Source organism: Bacillus sp. JZ34 (assembly GCF_053903205.1).
In genome coordinates this window covers 3,980,717-3,996,717 of record NZ_CP096403.1, presented here as the reverse complement: position 1 = coordinate 3,996,717, position 16,001 = coordinate 3,980,717, and the positions used below count along the sequence as shown (strand labels likewise).

The 16,001-nt window shown below is 46.1% G+C and carries 15 protein-coding genes; 11 read left to right on the top strand and 4 right to left on the bottom strand.

The features are described 5' to 3' along the window. Window positions 1-11: 11 nt before the first annotated feature. The gene (locus M1D90_RS20190; protein ID WP_456283012.1) at window positions 12-887 is read right to left on the bottom strand and encodes a transporter substrate-binding domain-containing protein; all 876 of its coding nucleotides are present in this window, start codon (window positions 885-887) and stop codon (window positions 12-14) included. Window positions 888-1,070: 183 nt separating this feature from the next. On the opposite strand from M1D90_RS20190, the gene M1D90_RS20185 reads away from it, so the two are divergent. The 3 genes from M1D90_RS20185 to M1D90_RS20175 all read left to right on the top strand — a co-directional run bounded on the left by M1D90_RS20185 (window position 1,071) and on the right by M1D90_RS20175 (window position 3,949). Continuing rightward, complete coding sequence (locus M1D90_RS20185) at window positions 1,071-1,622, top strand: NAD(P)H-dependent oxidoreductase (RefSeq protein WP_039073173.1); 552 nt, start codon at window positions 1,071-1,073, stop codon at window positions 1,620-1,622. 95 nt (window positions 1,623-1,717) lie between these two features. Next, window positions 1,718-2,443 (top strand): AAA family ATPase, encoded by a 726-nt coding sequence (locus M1D90_RS20180; RefSeq protein ID WP_456283011.1) that lies wholly within the window; start codon window positions 1,718-1,720, stop codon window positions 2,441-2,443. 69 nt (window positions 2,444-2,512) lie between these two features. Next, the gene (locus M1D90_RS20175; RefSeq protein WP_020450094.1) at window positions 2,513-3,949 is read left to right on the top strand and encodes a glycoside hydrolase family 1 protein; all 1,437 of its coding nucleotides are present in this window, start codon (window positions 2,513-2,515) and stop codon (window positions 3,947-3,949) included. A 39-nt stretch (window positions 3,950-3,988) separates the two neighbouring features. On the opposite strand, the gene M1D90_RS20170 is transcribed toward M1D90_RS20175, so the two are convergent. Further along, window positions 3,989-4,387 (bottom strand): competence protein ComJ, encoded by a 399-nt coding sequence (locus M1D90_RS20170; protein ID WP_316072836.1) that lies wholly within the window; start codon window positions 4,385-4,387, stop codon window positions 3,989-3,991. Between the two features lie 17 nt (window positions 4,388-4,404). Continuing rightward, window positions 4,405-4,851, bottom strand: coding sequence for a NucA/NucB deoxyribonuclease domain-containing protein (locus tag M1D90_RS20165; protein WP_020450096.1), 447 nt, complete (start codon window positions 4,849-4,851; stop codon window positions 4,405-4,407). A gap of 302 nt (window positions 4,852-5,153) precedes the next feature. Between M1D90_RS20165 and M1D90_RS20160 the strand changes: the two genes are divergently transcribed. Together M1D90_RS20160 and M1D90_RS20155 are read left to right on the top strand one after the other, a co-directional pair. Further along, window positions 5,154-5,324, top strand: a complete 171-nt coding sequence (locus tag M1D90_RS20160; RefSeq protein ID WP_023855671.1) for a hypothetical protein — start codon at window positions 5,154-5,156, stop codon at window positions 5,322-5,324. A gap of 5 nt (window positions 5,325-5,329) precedes the next feature. Beyond that, window positions 5,330-6,133: a serine/threonine protein kinase gene (locus M1D90_RS20155; protein WP_095292852.1), complete on the top strand. Its 804-nt coding sequence runs from the start codon at window positions 5,330-5,332 to the stop codon at window positions 6,131-6,133. A gap of 405 nt (window positions 6,134-6,538) precedes the next feature. Here the strand turns inward: M1D90_RS20155 and M1D90_RS20150 are convergent, their stop codons facing one another. Continuing rightward, window positions 6,539-7,279, bottom strand: coding sequence for a ribonuclease YeeF family protein (locus tag M1D90_RS20150; protein WP_268509504.1), 741 nt, complete (start codon window positions 7,277-7,279; stop codon window positions 6,539-6,541). 404 nt (window positions 7,280-7,683) lie between these two features. On the opposite strand from M1D90_RS20150, the gene M1D90_RS20145 reads away from it, so the two are divergent. From M1D90_RS20145 to M1D90_RS20120, 6 genes are read left to right on the top strand one after another with little or no spacing between them, the layout of a single operon-like run. Then, complete coding sequence (locus M1D90_RS20145) at window positions 7,684-9,738, top strand: hydantoinase/oxoprolinase family protein (protein ID WP_456283010.1); 2,055 nt, start codon at window positions 7,684-7,686, stop codon at window positions 9,736-9,738. Window positions 9,739-9,740: 2 nt separating this feature from the next. Then, entirely contained in the window at window positions 9,741-11,735 is a 1,995-nt protein-coding gene (locus M1D90_RS20140) for a hydantoinase B/oxoprolinase family protein (RefSeq protein WP_456283009.1), read from the top strand. Further along, window positions 11,732-12,820 carry an ABC transporter substrate-binding protein gene (locus tag M1D90_RS20135; RefSeq protein WP_020450101.1) on the top strand — a complete coding sequence of 363 codons (1,089 nt, stop codon included), beginning with the start codon at window positions 11,732-11,734 and terminating at the stop codon, window positions 12,818-12,820. Before M1D90_RS20140 ends, M1D90_RS20135 begins: the two co-directional genes overlap by 4 nt. Before the next feature lie 9 nt (window positions 12,821-12,829). Beyond that, the gene (locus tag M1D90_RS20130; RefSeq protein ID WP_020450102.1) at window positions 12,830-13,948 is read left to right on the top strand and encodes an ABC transporter ATP-binding protein; all 1,119 of its coding nucleotides are present in this window, start codon (window positions 12,830-12,832) and stop codon (window positions 13,946-13,948) included. Then, the gene (locus M1D90_RS20125) at window positions 13,935-14,801 is read left to right on the top strand and encodes an ABC transporter permease (protein ID WP_020450103.1); all 867 of its coding nucleotides are present in this window, start codon (window positions 13,935-13,937) and stop codon (window positions 14,799-14,801) included. Before M1D90_RS20130 ends, M1D90_RS20125 begins: the two co-directional genes overlap by 14 nt. Next, window positions 14,794-15,606, top strand: a complete 813-nt coding sequence (locus M1D90_RS20120; protein WP_023855666.1) for an ABC transporter permease — start codon at window positions 14,794-14,796, stop codon at window positions 15,604-15,606. Before M1D90_RS20125 ends, M1D90_RS20120 begins: the two co-directional genes overlap by 8 nt. The last annotated feature ends 395 nt before the right edge of the window (window positions 15,607-16,001 follow it).

Below are 16,001 nucleotides of genomic sequence, written 5' to 3'. Positions count from 1 at the left end.
TTGACATCCCTCTATTTATTCATATCGACATCGACAAAGTCGATATCCTGCTTTTTCGAAACGTCGGCACCGCCGAAAAACTTTTTCGAAATCTTTTTAATTGTGCCGTCCTTCAGCATTTCGTCAATCGTTTTGTCGAATTGTTTTTTTAGTTCTGCGTTTCCTTTTTTCATGATCATGCCTTGCTGATGCGGATAGTATTTAAGATCGGGATGAATAGTCAGATCCAGATCAGGCATTGCGGCGAGCGCGAGTTTTTGAAGGTAGTAGTCGTTTAAGATGACATCGGTTCTTCCATTCGCTACATCCTTTAAAAATTGGTCATTTGTTGCGTTGTCGTAAATGACTTCCTCAGCTCCGTATTGGCGCGCGATATCCATGTAAACTGTCGTAGCTGCGCCAGCGGCTTTCTTTCCCTTTAAGTCCTCAAGCGTGTGGATGCCTGATAGATCTTTTTTGCGGACGATAGCCGTTCCGAATGAATATTTATAAGGCGTAGAGAACAAAAACTTTTCTTTGCGGTCGTCGGTCATTGTAATATCGTTGGCAGCAGCGTCCACTTGTCCGCTCCCCACCGCCGTCAGCATGCCGTCAAAGCCCATTTCTTTAAATTCGACATCCAGGTCGAGCCGTTTAGCCGCTTCACGGATGACTTCCACTTCGTAGCCGGTCAGCTTGTCTTTGCCGGAATCAGTGTCATGATATGAAGTAGGATAAAGGGTTCCCGAAGTCGCCACAACGATCTTCCCTTTTTCCTTTATCTCATCCCAGGCTGTTTTTTGATTTTCAGCCGTATTTTGAGTAGTGCTGCATGCAGCTGTTATAAGAGCGAGCGCTAACACCGTTATCAACAATGAAATGCGCTTATACGTATGCAATTTATTCACTTAAAAAATCCTCCTATTCCTTTAGTCAAGTAAACCATAGCACTGAAGTAGGGATTAGGCAATAAGATAATTAGTATTGGGAAAAAATAAAATAATTGATTGTGCAACCTGCTTTACTTTTTAAGGTGAAAGATGGAATCATAAAGATATTGGTAAATTGAAACACAAGGAGGATAAGAAAAGATGAAAAATATTTTAATCATCAACGGACATGAAGCCTATCCCCATGCAAGAGGACAGCTAAATCACACTATTTTTACAGCGATGGCGGACAAGCTGGGTGAAAAATATGAAGTGAAAAAAACAGTGGTGGCAGACGGCTATCAAATCCCGGAGGAGCACGAGAAATTCAAGTGGGCTGATGCTGTTATTTATCAGACGCCTGTTTACTGGTTCAGTGTTCCTGCTTTATTTAAAAAATATATTGATGAAATTTATGAGTACGGGCTTTTTTATCAAGGGTCTGAAGACTACGGCAGAGGCGGGCTGTTTACAGACAAAAAGTATATGTTTTCAACCACATGGAACGCGCCCAAGGATGTATTCTCCAAAGAGGGGACATTCTTCGAAGGTAAAAGCCTTGATGAAGCGCTCTTTCATTTGCACAAAATGCAGGAATTCGTCGGCATGAAGCCTTTAAAAACATTCTCTGTCCATGATGTCATCAGCAATCCGCAAGTAGATCAATATTTAGCTGATTTGGACGCCCATTTAAAAGAAGTATTTTCGATTTAAGTCAAGAGGTTTGTGCTCAGGCGCAAACCTCTTTTTTCGTTATCCTCTAAGAAAACGTGATACAGTTGAGTAAAAGCAAAGCAGGGGGTGCTCGCATGTTTTTAAAAAAGCTGACTTTACTTCGGGAAAAAGTTCCTTCTTATGCAAAATATCCATTTTCAATTCCTGCTATTCAACATTTAAAAGAACTGACGTTTCAAAAAAACGTAACATTTTTTGTGGGGGAAAACGGATCAGGCAAATCGACGCTGCTTGAAGCAATCGCAGATAGATGCGAATTTAACACGGCTGGCGGGGGAAGAAATAATACATATGAAGTGTACGGTTCCGGTTCGGGTTTGGGAGACTATATCAGATTGTCATGGCTTCCTAAAGTAACAAACGGCTTTTTTCTGCGCGCCGAATCTTTTTATCATTTTGCCACTCATATTGATGAAGTAGACATCACCGGTTTTCGAGGCTACGGAGGCAGATCTCTTCACGAGCAATCACACGGTGAATCTTTTTTATCGCTTTTCAAACATCGTTTTAAAGAGAAGGGAATCTATCTTCTCGATGAGCCTGAAGCTGCTTTGTCCCCGGCAAGACAGCTGGCATTTTTGAAAATTCTTCATGATTTGACGAAATCAAACCAAGCTCAGTTTATTATCGCCTCTCACTCCCCCATTTTATTAGGGTATCCGGAAGCCGACATCTTCAGTTTTGATGGTGAACGAATCACTGAAGTGAACTATGAGGATACGGATCATTACACCTTAACCAAGTATTTTCTTCAGCACCGGGAAAAGCTTCTGGCGGAGCTGTTTTTAGATGATGTTTGATCTGAAACGCGTTTCATAGGATATGATAAAGTGCATCCGGATCAAAATACGAAACAGGAGTTGAGCCATATGATTCATCAGCAATTACGCCCATTTCCAAACCATTTCCTATGGGGATCAGCTTCAGCAGCCTATCAGATCGAAGGGGCCTGGAAGGAAGACGGCAAAGGCCTCTCGGTTTGGGATGTGTTCACAAAGATTCCCGGCAAAACGTTTAAAGGAAGCAATGGAGACATTGCGGTCGACCATTACCACCGTTTTAAAGAAGATGTTGCTTTAATGGCCGAGATGGGGTTAAAAGCATACCGTTTTTCAGTCAGCTGGCCGAGGATTTTTCCCCAAGGCAGGGGAGAAGTCAATGAAGCGGGCTTGAGATTTTACGATGACTTGATTAATGAGCTCCTTGCTCATGATATTGAACCCGTTTTGACGCTTTATCATTGGGATCTTCCCCAGGCTTTAATGGATGAATACGGCGGCTTTGAATCCAGAAGGATTATAGAGGATTTCAATACGTATTGCGTTACGCTCTATAAGCGGTATGGGGACAGGGTCAAATATTGGGTGTCCCTTAACGAGCAAAATTACAATTTTAATCATGCCTTTATCACAGCGATGCATCCTCCGGGTGTGAAGGACAGGAAACGCTTCTATGAGGCTAACCATATTGCATTTCTGGCGAATGCAAAGGCAATCGATTCTTTTCGCCGGTATGTTCCCGATGGAAAAATCGGACCGAGTTTTGCTTATTCGCCTGCATATCCGCTCTCCAGCCGTCCGGATGATATCCTCGCTTTCGAAAATGCTGAGGAATTTACAAATTATTGGTGGCTTGATGTGTATTGCCGGGGAACATATCCGGGCATTCCTTTGAAATATCTGAAGGAAAAAGGCTGGGCGCCGACAATTGAGGAGGGGGATATGGAGCTTTTAGCAAAAGGAAAACCTGATTTCGTCGGTGTGAATTATTATCAAACCATCACATATGAAATGAATCCTCTAGACGGAGTAGCGGAAGGAAAGATGAATACGACCGGCCAAAAGGGCAGCAACCAGGAAACAGGTATGCCCGGTTTATACAAAACAAAGAGGAATCCTCATCTTGAGACATCGAATTGGGATTGGGCCATTGACCCGATCGGTCTAAGAATCGGGCTTCGCAGGATTTCCAGCCGCTACGGGCTTCCGCTTTTCATAACGGAAAACGGGCTTGGGGAATTCGATAAGGTCGAAAATGACGGCACAATTCATGATGATTACAGAATTGCCTACTTGCGTGCGCATCTTGAACAGTGCAGACAGGCTTTAAACGACGGAGTCGATTTAATCGGCTACTGCAGCTGGTCTTTTACAGATTTATTGAGCTGGCTGAACGGCTACCAGAAAAGATACGGTTTCGTTTATATTAATCGTGATGAAGAGAATGTAAAGGACTTGAAGAGGATTAAAAAAGACAGCTTTTACTGGTACCAAAATGTCATTCAGACAAACGGGGAAGAGCTTTAGGAGAAGGGCGCCGGTGACACCGGCGCCTTTATTCTTTGATCAGGCCTGTTTAAAATCGAGAATATAGGTGATCTTCGCAGTGCTGCTTTGATCAGGCATAATCGTATAGCATGTCAGCTGATAGACGCCTTGCGGGATGTCGCATGACAATTTCTTGGATAGGACGCTTGCAATTTCGACCCCGCCATGAAGCACGTCGAAAGAAACGGTGACGCGCCTGTTAAAGGAGGGAACCTGTTCCTGGACATTCAAACGAACTTCTACTAATGATGCCGTATTATCGAGAGCTTCAAACGAGACCGCGTGTTCTCCCGCTGTGTAGCCTCTTTTAATATCCTCGTCTGTCCAATCCATAATGGGCGGCTTTCCGCCTTTTTGATAAACGGTAAACTGATGGTATGACATCGTCATTTCTTCTGCTTCCCACTTTTTGATCAAAGAACGTACCTCCAGTGTTATTTAATCTTGAAAAGTATTTTCGTGCCGTCCGGATAATCGCTTACCTGATTGCCCACCCAAGATCCTGCTCCACGGTTATCAGAAGGACTGATATACTCGACGGAAGCACCTGTTCCGCCTTCTTCGCACATGGCCATCGGCCACTCGTCGCGGTCATAGCCCGATTTGGAAGGAACATCTTTTAACGATTCCTTTCGGCGTTCGTCGGCTCCGTCCCTGTCGATCGTACAGATTTTAGAATGCCCTTTCTTGATGGCCTTTCGAATGTGCGCGCCTGTTTCAGGATAGCGGTCCGACGGGAAAATCAGCACTTCATCATAGTCTGAGCCGTTTTGCCGGCCTGAAGGCTGGTGTTCTGAAGTGAAAAAATCGCCGGATATAATGCCGATGATCACGACGGCGACGGCGAGCAAGGTGATCAGCAAAGATTTAATTTTGTCCATTCGTGTTGTCCTGCTTTCTTATAAGTTGAATCACTCAGCCGCAGCGGGCCGGAAGTAAATACAACTTTATTATCGTAAAAATGATTTGAGAAATAAAGGGGAGATTAATAGGTTTTTCCTCCTGAAAAGCTGAATTTTAGTCTATCATATCGCCTTTTTTAAAAATTTTGCCGGTTCGTTTAGAAGGTTTTAGAGGTTCAAAATTTAAATTTCTCATATGGAAGAAAAACTTTCGAGCCCCCTTTATCAAGCTTTCCTGCGCGAATGATATGAAATACAAGACATAAAAGGAGCTGACTGAGTTGCTTCGTAAGCTATTGAAGGCACTTCAAAACGGTAAAAACCGACGATACAGCAGCAGTGACTACGGACGGAAATCATACAAAAAATACAGCAGCAGCGATTATAAAAGAAAAGGGTACGGTCATCACCATTACAAAAGAAAGCATAAGAAATTTTTCGGCAGCAGCTAAATCGCGTGAAAACATTGATGAGATGGCTGTTTGACCGCCCGCTCAAAAAAGGAACCGTCTTGGAGGGGAGATATCGAATCAACCGTGTGCTCGGGATGGGCAGCTACGGTATCACATATCTTGCCGAAGAACTTGGGAGAGCCGGTTTCCGCGTCATCAAGCAGCAGAGAAAGACAAAAGCATGGACATCAGCCGGCCGGAGGTCTTTCAACCGCGAGGCTGAAATTTTGCGGGAATTGGATCTGCCTGCCGCGCCCCGTATATATGAGGTGCTTCAAGCGGCCGGCGAGCGGTTTATCGTAATGGAATATATCGAAGGAAAAACCTTTGAAGATTTGCTCTTTTATGATGGACATGTCTTTGATGAACAGCAAACGATCAGCATATTGAAGGAAGTGCTTCACAGCGTTTCATTTCTTCACAGGAGAGGGATTATTCACCGCGATTTGAGGATTCCCAATTTGATTGTGAGCGGAGGAACGATCCGCATTATAGATTTCGGACTAGCATGCCATCTGACTGAAAGAGAACGTGTTGATGACCGGCACCCGGAAAAAAGGCTGATGCGTGCTGTTTCCGTCAAAAGTGACTTTTATGCGCTGGGACATTTCGCATTGTTTCTCCTGTACTCCGAGTTTACTCCGTCCGGCGAGGAAGAAAAAAGCTGGGAAGAAGAACTCTGCCTATCGTCCGGGTTTACATCCGTTCTGAGGAAGATGTTGCAAATTGATCAGCCGTATGAGCGTGCAGAAGATATTATCGGCGACTTGACTTCCTGTACGGCGAAAAAGATGAAGCAGCCGTTTTAACGACAGCCCAGCGTGTCGACAAACCCTCGCAGTCGTTGTCAGGCCTGCTAAGTCGGTCTGACGAATAGAAGGAGGATCGGGAGGCTGACGTTCTGAGGCGTCCTGCCTGAATACCGCGTCATTATATCCTGTGAAAGTCTTCTCCGATGCTCGGCATTCTTAGACTACAAGGGATGAGGGTCACGCTGAAAGGATGACAAAATCCCAAAACTAAAAGTCGTTTTGGGATTTTGTCAACGCGAGAAGATTAATTTTTGTCCCCATTTTCAATTTAAATCGTTTTCTCTTTTACTGCATTCCCCCTTTTGTTTCACCAGTATATACATATCGGTTAAGACGGAGACGTTTTGACAAGATGAACAAAAAACCCCGTTGTGAAAACGGGGTTTTAAACAATTTGAAAGCCTAAAGTTCCTCTGCTTTTTCGGCTTTTTTTGTTTCATACTGTTTTTGTTTATTTGCGATGTAGCTTCTAGCCTCTTGATGCATACGCTGTTTCAGTTTGTAGACTTCGCTGTTTTGATAGATATGTGAATTGTAGTTTAGCGGAGATGCATTTTTCCCTTTTCCTGTTGCGTCGATCAAGGCGGAGTAGTCGGACTGGATCATTTGCTGAATTTGCTCAGAGGCCGAGTATTCTCTTTTGAGCAGCCCGTCAAGATCCTCGACAGCTTTAATCGTGTCTTTTCTGTTTTGGTTTGCAGCATCGAGCTGCTGTTTGATTTCATCGGAAGAGAATGGCTGTAGCGATATTAAATCATCAATCTGTCCTAAAATATTCGACAGTTCTTGTTGCTGTGCAGAGACCATGTTTTGAGAGTGAATGTGGACATTTGCAAGCTCCTGTTCAAGAAATTGAACATCAACGAATGTGTCCTCTGAAAGTCCGGCATTTTCGGCGGCAGCAGATACACCATTCAGAAACTGAATCTGCATATCAGCTAAATCCAGCCAGCCGTCTACGATCCCTGATTGGTCTCTGTAAAACGCTTTAATGGCATCGGCGCCTTTTCCTTGGAACTCATCAAGTTCTGCGATGCTGTTTAACGATTGTTTTAAGCTGACGAGCTGTTCTCTCAAGTTTTTATATTCATCAGATCTTTGCTTCATAGCTGATAATAGGGTTTCCGCTTCGTAGACTTTCATTGGAAATCTGCCCTTCCTGCGACTTATTTAGTACAGAGTGTACCACTTTGTCACATGGGATTGGGCAATAAATCCTGAATATCCATGAAAATGAATCTTTGTGATCAAATTTGTAAGCTCTTTAGGCTTTTTGTCGTGATAGGAGACTTTTGATTTAATAGTTAATTAGTCCCTTTTATGGCGGAGTTGTGTCGTCAGACTGAAGAAAAGCAGACAACTAAAAATGTGAAATACTGTGAACAACACAATTGAAAATGTGATGATATGGTATCTTAAAATTAAATATTAAATAAAAAAGACTCGGAATATTGTAATTAAACATAATTGACTACTTTCTCATGCTTGATTAGTATAATAGTAAAATATTTTTAAAAAAGGATATTTTTAAAAGGGGGGGATCGGGATTGAATGAAGAAGGTTATCGGCTTGGAATTGATATTGGAGGAACTTTTACCGATCTTACATTGTTAAACCAGGCGGACGGGAGCATGACCGCAGTTAAAACGCCGACCGTTCCCGAAGATCCGGCCCAAGGGATCATCAACGGTTTGGCTCTCTTGAAGACCCAGGGTGTTCACCCTTCAGAAATTCATCACTTCGTACACGGCATGACAATCGGTTTGAACACATTATTACAACGCAAAGGGGCTGATATTGCTTTATTCGTAACCGAAGGTTTCCGTGATATTCTTTCGCTTCAACGCCTCCGGCTTCCGATACCGTACGATTTTAGATCGAGAATGCCGGAGCCCCTTATTCCCCGGAAAAACGTGTTTCCCATTCAAGAAAGAATGCTTTATGACGGCTCTGAAAAGCTGCCGCTCCATAAGGAAGAGATCGATGAGGCGGTTGGACAAGTTTTAAGAAAAGGATTAAAAGGAATCGTTGTTTCTTTTTTGCACAGCTATCGGAATCCGCTTCATGAACGCCAGGCTGCAGAACGGATCAGACAAATAGCACCTGAGCTTGAGGTTGCAACGTCTGCGGAGCTTTGGCCGCAAATGAGGGAATACGAACGGACGGTTATTGCCGTCGCAAACCTATACATCAAACCGAATGTCCATCACTACTTTCGAACGCTGAAAGAGAGGCTCGCCCTGGAAGGAATTTCAGCACAGCCGTTTATCACCCAGTCTAACGGAGGACTGATGGACATTGAATCGGCTGCCGAGGCACCTGTCAAAACGCTTTTTTCCGGACCGGCAGCAGGGGTCATCGGAGCCATCAGAACGGCGGAAACCGCCGGAGAGGCGAATATCATCACATTTGATGTTGGAGGAACTAGCGCGGATATTTCGATTGTTGAAGAAGGGGAGCCGACTTTTACACAGTCAAATCAAATCTCTGGATTTCCGATTACGATTCCGTCTGTAGCGATGTATTCGATCGGTGCTGGCGGAGGATCGGTGGCATGGATTGACAGCGGAGGTCTCTTGAAAGTAGGACCGGAGTCAGTTGGATCTGATCCGGGGCCGGCTTGTTACGGAAAAGGAACAAAGGCCGCACTTACAGATGCGTTTCTTATATGTCATTATTTAAATCCAAACCGGTTTGCATCAGGAAATATGAAACTGTACCGGGAAAGATCCGAAAAAGCGCTCCTCCCGGTTGCCAAATATTTAGGCACAGATGTGGAGCAGGCCGCGGATCAGATGATTCAGGTTGCGCTTGCCAATATGTACACGGAACTAAGCAATGTTATGGAGCAAAACGGGTTTGACCCGCGTGAATTCAGCCTCATGGCCTTTGGAGGCGCAGGACCGGTCACTGCTAATTTTTTAGCGGAGGAAATTCAGGCCAAAAATGTGCTGATCCCGCCGCATCCGGGAACCTTGTCCGCTTTGGGCGCACTGACGGCGGATTTTATTTATGATGCTGTATGTTCAAGACAGGTGCTGCTTGAACAAATAAAAACGGCCGAGTTAAAAGCGGAGTTTGTAAGGCTGCAAGAGCAAGCGGAAACATGGCTGCGGAAACAGCAGGCGGAGATGCTGCCGGAAACCTCTCTTCTTTACTTGCTTGATGCCCGTTATAAAGGTCAGGCATACGAAATTGAGCTCCTTGTTTCACCGGAATGCCTGGAAGGCAAAAGCACGAGTGAAATCGCGGACTCCTTTCACCTCTTACATGAAAAGCAATATGGACACAGCGATGAGAAAGCAAGCATTGAGTTGATGAATATACGCGTCCGCATCATAGGCAAGACACCGAAGCCGCCAGGCGGAAAAGGAGGCCGAAGTGAGCTGCCCGAGGCTGAACCGGTCAGCCAAAGAAAGATCATCATAAAAGGCGGTACATATCAAACCGCTGTATACCAACGTTCAGATTTAAGGTGCGGTCAGAGAATAAATGGGCCGGCCATTGTTGAGCAAGATGATACAACGACGCTGATTTTGCCAAATTGGAGCGGAAAAACTGATCATGCCGGAAATTTGATCATTGAACGGAAGGAGAGCTGACCATGCGCACAGATCCTGCCCGGCTGGAAATGATGAGAAGCTACTTTAACGCGATAGCCGCGGGAATGGGACACGTTATTGAACGGACGTCCTTTACCACATTTGTAAAAGAGTCAGCTGATTTCGCTACTGCGCTTGCGACGCCGGAAGGGGAGTTTTTCGTTTATCCGAAAACGGTCGGCGTCACGATTTTTTTAGGCCTTTCATTAAAACGGATCATCGAAGAAAGCGGCCCATTTGAACCGGGAGACATTATCCTCACAAATGATCCCTATACAACGGACGGATTAGCGACCCACTTGCCTGATATACATGTAGTGAAGCCGATTTTCATGGAGGGCGAGGTCATCAGTTACGCGTGGTGTTTTGTCCATTGCAGCGATGTCGGCGGCCTTGTTCCGGCAAGCATTTCGCCGACAGCGACAGACATCCATCAGGAAGGCCTGAGGATACCGCCGGTGAGAATTTACAAAGCGGGAAGAGAAAATCGCGATATATTGAATGTGCTGCGGGCAAACAGCAGGGTTCCCGACTTAAATGAAGGGGATATTCATGCGATGGTGGCCGCGGTCAATACGGCGGAGAACCGATTGACAGAGATGGTCGGCAAGTTTGGAAAAGAAGCGGTCCAACAAGGAATGGATGATTTGCTCGAACAAGCAGCGATGAGAGCCGGCCGGGTTATCAGCGGGATTCCGGAAGGCACATACAGTTTTTCAGACTATCTTGATGACGATATGATTTCTGACGTTCCGATCCGCTTAGCTGTTACGGCAAACGTCTCGGGAGGGGAAATCACATTGGACTTTTCAGACTGTGATCCCCAGGTGAAAACCGCATTTAACCTTGTCACTAATGGAAGCAAACATTCATTTCTATTTCAGGGCCTGATCAACTTTATCATAAGTGAAGACCCGTATATTCCGGTTAACGGGGGACTGACAAGGCCGATCAAAGTCATCGCTCCGAAAGGTACACTGGTTCATCCGGAATATCCAGCGGCCGTCGGAATTCGTCATTCGATTACGATGAGACTTTATAATGCCGTACTGGGCGCTTTGGCCAAGGCGCTTCCGAAAGCTGTGCCTGCAGCAGGCGCCGGTCAGTCAGCGATTGTCGTACTGTCGGTTCCCGACGAATCAAAGGGCGGCCGGAAGATGTCTGTGGTCGAACCGATGGGAGGCGGAGGAGGCGGCCAGCATGACATGGACGGAGCAGACGGTATTGACCATGCATCCGGATTTTTGAAAAATACGCCGATTGAAAGCCTTGAACAGCACATTGACATCCATGTCCGCCGCTATGAACTGATTAAAGATACCGCCGGAGCCGGTTTTCACAGGGGCGGCCATGCAATCGGGCTGGAGTTTGAAGCGACGGCGCCAGAATCGATTGTGACCGCAAGAGGGATGGAGAGAATGCGATTTCATCCGTGGGGGCTCGCCGGGGGAACGGCAGGAGCGCTCGGACGGGTGCGTCTTTATCCGGAGCAGCCTCAGGAGAAAACGATTTCGAAGATCGACGTTTTAAAGCTCAACAAAGGGGATGTTATCAGCATTCATTCGCCTGGCGGCGGAGGCTGGGGAGATCCATACAGCCGGGAAGCTGAATCGATTTTGAGGGAAGTTGAATCGGGCTTGCTGAGCCCGGAAGCGGCATACCATCAATACGGCGTTGCTGTAAAAGAAAACGATGCAGGCTCATTCATTATTGATCTGGAAGAAACAGCTGAAATCAGAAAAAAGAAAGCAGGCGAACCTCGGAAACATTGGGATTTCGGGCTTGCTAGAGAAGAATACGAACGGTGCTGGACAGAGGAAGCCAGCAGCACATTGGCCCGGATTCTGCGACAGTTTCCGGCTCATCAAAGATCACATGTTAAACATCTAGTCCACCGTTATTTTTCAAAAGAACATAACGGTTCGATCAGCAAAGGCGATGTTGCGGCCGCTGTGGAAAAACTGGCTGGCAAAAATAACACGGGAATGGTGAGATGACAATGAAAAGTAAAATTTCTGCTTTATTTATTCTGTCTCTTGTAGCGGTGCTCCTTCTTTCGGGCTGCGGCGGAAAAGGTAGTCAGGAAAGCAAACAATCAGATACAGTCGTTATCGGCGTCTATGGAGGCGATTGGGAAAAACATATTAAGCCTAGCCTTGAATCTTTTGAAAAAGAAACAGGGCTGAAGGTCAAAGTCGTCGCAGGGACAGACTCTGAGTGGTTTACAAAGCTCAAAGCTGCAAATGGCAGAAATGCTCCGTATGATCTCTTAATCCTGCAGCCGGATACGATTCACAGGGCACAGTCGGCGGGATTACTGGCGCCGATTGATCAGGAAAAGGTTCCGAATGTCCGCGATCTGTATCATTCCGTTCAGAAACGCTTCACTGATGATGGAAAGCAGTATGCGGCCGGTTTCAGTATGGGGCAGCTCGGAATTGTCTACCGAAAGGACCTTGTACCGCAGGAGCCTAAACGCTGGACGGATCTTTGGAACAGCAGCTATAAAGGTCATGTGGCCATATCATCGCCGGCTTATTCGGCGGGACTTCAGTTTTTTGTAGGATTAATCAATGCCCAGGGCGGCCTGGAGTCAAATGGGAAAGACGTGGATAAAGCGTTCAACAGTTTGACGGATTTAAAGAACAACATAACAGCCTATCCCGATAATCCGGGCTCGATACAAACGCTTTTGGAACGCGGGGATGCATGGGTTGTCCCGTTTTGGGACGGACGCGCTTTTTCTTTGCAGGACGCCGGTCTTGACCTGGGATTTGCATATCCCGAGGAAGGTGCCGTCGCAGCAGTTGCAAGCTGGGCTTTGATGAAAGGAAGCCCTAATCAGGATAACGCATACAAGCTGTTAAATCACCTGCTCAGTCCAAAAGTGCAAGGAGATTTTGCCGATAGAACATTTTACGGCATGGCCAATAAAAAAGTGAAATACAGCGATAAATTAAAAGGAAAGATTAAAGTAGGGGAGGACTATTACAGGAATTTAAAATGGGTTGACTATGAAGTCGCGGCAAAAGATCTAGGCGATTGGACAAATCGCTGGAATCAAGTACTTGGCGGAAAATAGGTGACAAACATGAGCGCAATTCAGATTCAGCATGTCAGCCGGCATTTCGGAAACACCATCGCATTGGAAGACGTACAGCTTGAAGTCAAAGAAGGGGAATTTTTCTCTCTCCTCGGTCCGAGCGGCTGCGGAAAGTCAACGCTCCTTCATATCATTGCCGGGTTCCTTGAACCGACGTCAGGGTTTGTATATATAGGAGGAAGAGATGTAACTGATTTGCCGCCATACGACCGACATATTGGAATGGTTTTTCAGGATTATGCTTTATTCCCGCATCTCAGCGTATTTGACAATGTTGCATACGGATTGAAAGTTCGAAAATGGCCCCGCCGCAAGATTGAAGAACGGGTGATGGAAAGCCTCGCCCTTGTCAGGCTTGAAGCGTTTGCTAATCGCATGCCCCGTCAGCTGAGCGGGGGCCAGCAGCAGCGGGTGGCGATTGCCCGGGCATTGGCGATTCAGCCGTCTGTGCTATTGCTAGACGAGCCGCTGAGCAACTTGGATGCGAAACTTCGAAAAGAAATGCAGACGGAGCTGCGCAGCATCCAAAAGCGCGTCGGTATTACAACGATTTTAGTGACGCACGATCAGGAGGAGGCTTTAAGCTTATCAGACAGAATTGGAATCCTCGGCTGCGGCAGGCTTCAGCAGCTTGGCACTCCGTTGGACGTGTACCGCACGCCTGCTAATCAATTTGTCGCCGAATTTATCGGACAGGTCAATTTGCTGAAAGCGCGTGCGTCGAAGATACAGCCTTCATCAGGCGTTTATGGCTATGAAGCGGTCGATTTTGAAATATATGAAGGTGTTCCGCTGACTTTTGAAATCAGCCGGAATCTCTTAAAAAAATCCTCTGTATTGTTCATGGTGCGGCCCGAGAGAATCTCAGTCTCTTTCGAGAAGCAGAAGAACAGGCTGATTGAAATGCCTGCAACGATAACGGAAGTCAGTTATGCCGGGCATGCTCTCAGGCTGAAAGCCGCTGTTTTCAAAGGAGAATGGATCATTCAGGCGCCCGATCCTCAATTTCCAAGATTGCCGAAGGCGGGGGATCAAGTGTATCTTTCTTTGGATCCGGACGATTTTGTTCCGCTCGATGTAAAGGAGGATGCAGATGGGTGCTCTTGAACAAAAACGGTTTTATTGGGTTTTGCTTGTTCCCGTCCTTTTATTTCTCGGCGTTTTTCTCGTGTTGCCGCTTGTTCTGCTGCTGTTATTAAGTTTCAGAGACGTGGACGCTATGATGAATACGCTCGATACGTACAGTTTTTCTCAATATGTCGAAGTGTTCTCTTCGGACATTTATTTGAAAACAATCGGTATAACGCTTTGGACGGCGTTGAAGACCACTGTATTATGCCTTGTGATGGCGTATCCGGCGGCATATTTACTCGTTAAGGCGCCGACCGGCAGGCTGCGGGCTTTGTTTTATATATTGCTTGTTTCTCCTTTACTGACCAGTGTTGTCATTCGGACGTTTTCCTGGATTGTGCTGCTTTCGCAAAACGGGATCGTCAATGAGGCGCTTATCAGCTTGAAGCTGATTGAAAAGCCCCTGCCGCTTTTATGGAATATGAACGCCGTCATCATCGCATATGTCCAGGTTATGCTGCCGTTTGCTGTGCTGCCGCTTGCCGGTTCTTTAAACGAAATGAAACCGGATCTTAAATTTGCTTCGATGAGCCTTGGAGCGGGGAGGCTGCGGACATTTTTTTTCGTGACCTTGCCAATGACGGTTCCAGGATTGCTGACAGGAGCAATGATCGTGTTTTCGCTTTCGGCCGGAAGCTATATTACGCCTCTTCTCGTCGGCGGAAGGATGCAGCCGCTGCTGCCGTTATCAATCTATCAGCAGGTCATGCAAGTCTTTCATCTTCCTCTTGCAGCAGCTATGTCGATTACTTTATTGGCCGTTGTCAGCGTGGTTATTGGAATCCTTGGCTTTTTCCAAAAGCGTTGGGAGGCGAGAATAAATGGGTAGACAATTGCGCCGTTTGTCTGGGGGAAAGTGGATTGATGTGTGCGTTTGGGCGGCGGGTTTATTGGTATACCTTTTTTTGGCGCTGCCTGTATTTGTGATTATACTGTCGGCTTTCAGCCCGGACGAATATCCGAAGTTCCCGCCATCCGGCGTCTCGCTGCGCTGGTTTGCCGGAGTTTTCAGCAGCAGCGGCTGGATGGAATCGATTTGGGTCAGCGGTATGCTGCTTCTCGTTGTAACGCCTCTTGCGGTGATCCTCGGAACAGTTGCAGCTTATGCATTGGCGCGGCTGAACTTTCCTGGAAAACAGGGCATTCAGGCTTTTATTTTATCGCCGTTGATGATTCCTCAAATCGCATTAGGCGTGTCATTTCTCTATTTATTGACAATGCTTGGGGTAAACGGCACATTTGCCGGCCTGGCTGCCGGGCATATGCTGATCAGCCTTCCGTATGTCTTACGGACGGTCGGGGTCAGCATGGCGAACGTGGATCCGAAGCTTGAACTGGCATCCATGAATCTCGGCGCAGGTCCATGGTATACCTTTTTTCATGTTACCTTGCCGCTCATTAAACCGGGAATCATTGCGGGAGCCGTTTTTGCCGCTGTGACGTCATTCGGGGAAGTATCAATCAGTCTGTTTGTTTCTTCACCTGCTGTCACGCCTGTACCGGTGCGCACGTTCAGCTATATTGACCAGACGTTTGATCCGAGTGTTAATGCGATTTCGGTTATTTTTATCACAGTTTCAGTGATCGCGCTGATCATCATCGAGCGGACGATCGGGCTTTCAAAAACCGTGTAGCAGGCGAAACTCAGCCTGCTTTTTTGTATGGAACGCCGAAAGTATTTCAAGATACCGTTTAGGAGGAGACAGTTCAGTGATTTTCCGTTCTGCTTCAATGTTTTCGCAAGCTGTTTGTCTTTTCTCGTATTAGTTTAAACGGCTGGGTAAAAGAAACGTTTTATTTGAATGAACATTGTAAAAGAAAACGCCTAAGCCTTAACGGATTTTCATGATTTATTCATGAAGTTAAGGCTGTTTTTTTAATATTTTAATATATTCTTTATCTAGGATTTGGAATTTTTTGCGGAATTAAGCGGTTTTTTTCGTTTTCCCGCATATTTTTTTGTCAATTTCGGTATCACGCATTAACATTCATGGATAACATTCGGCATCCCGCATGAAACTTTTCACCT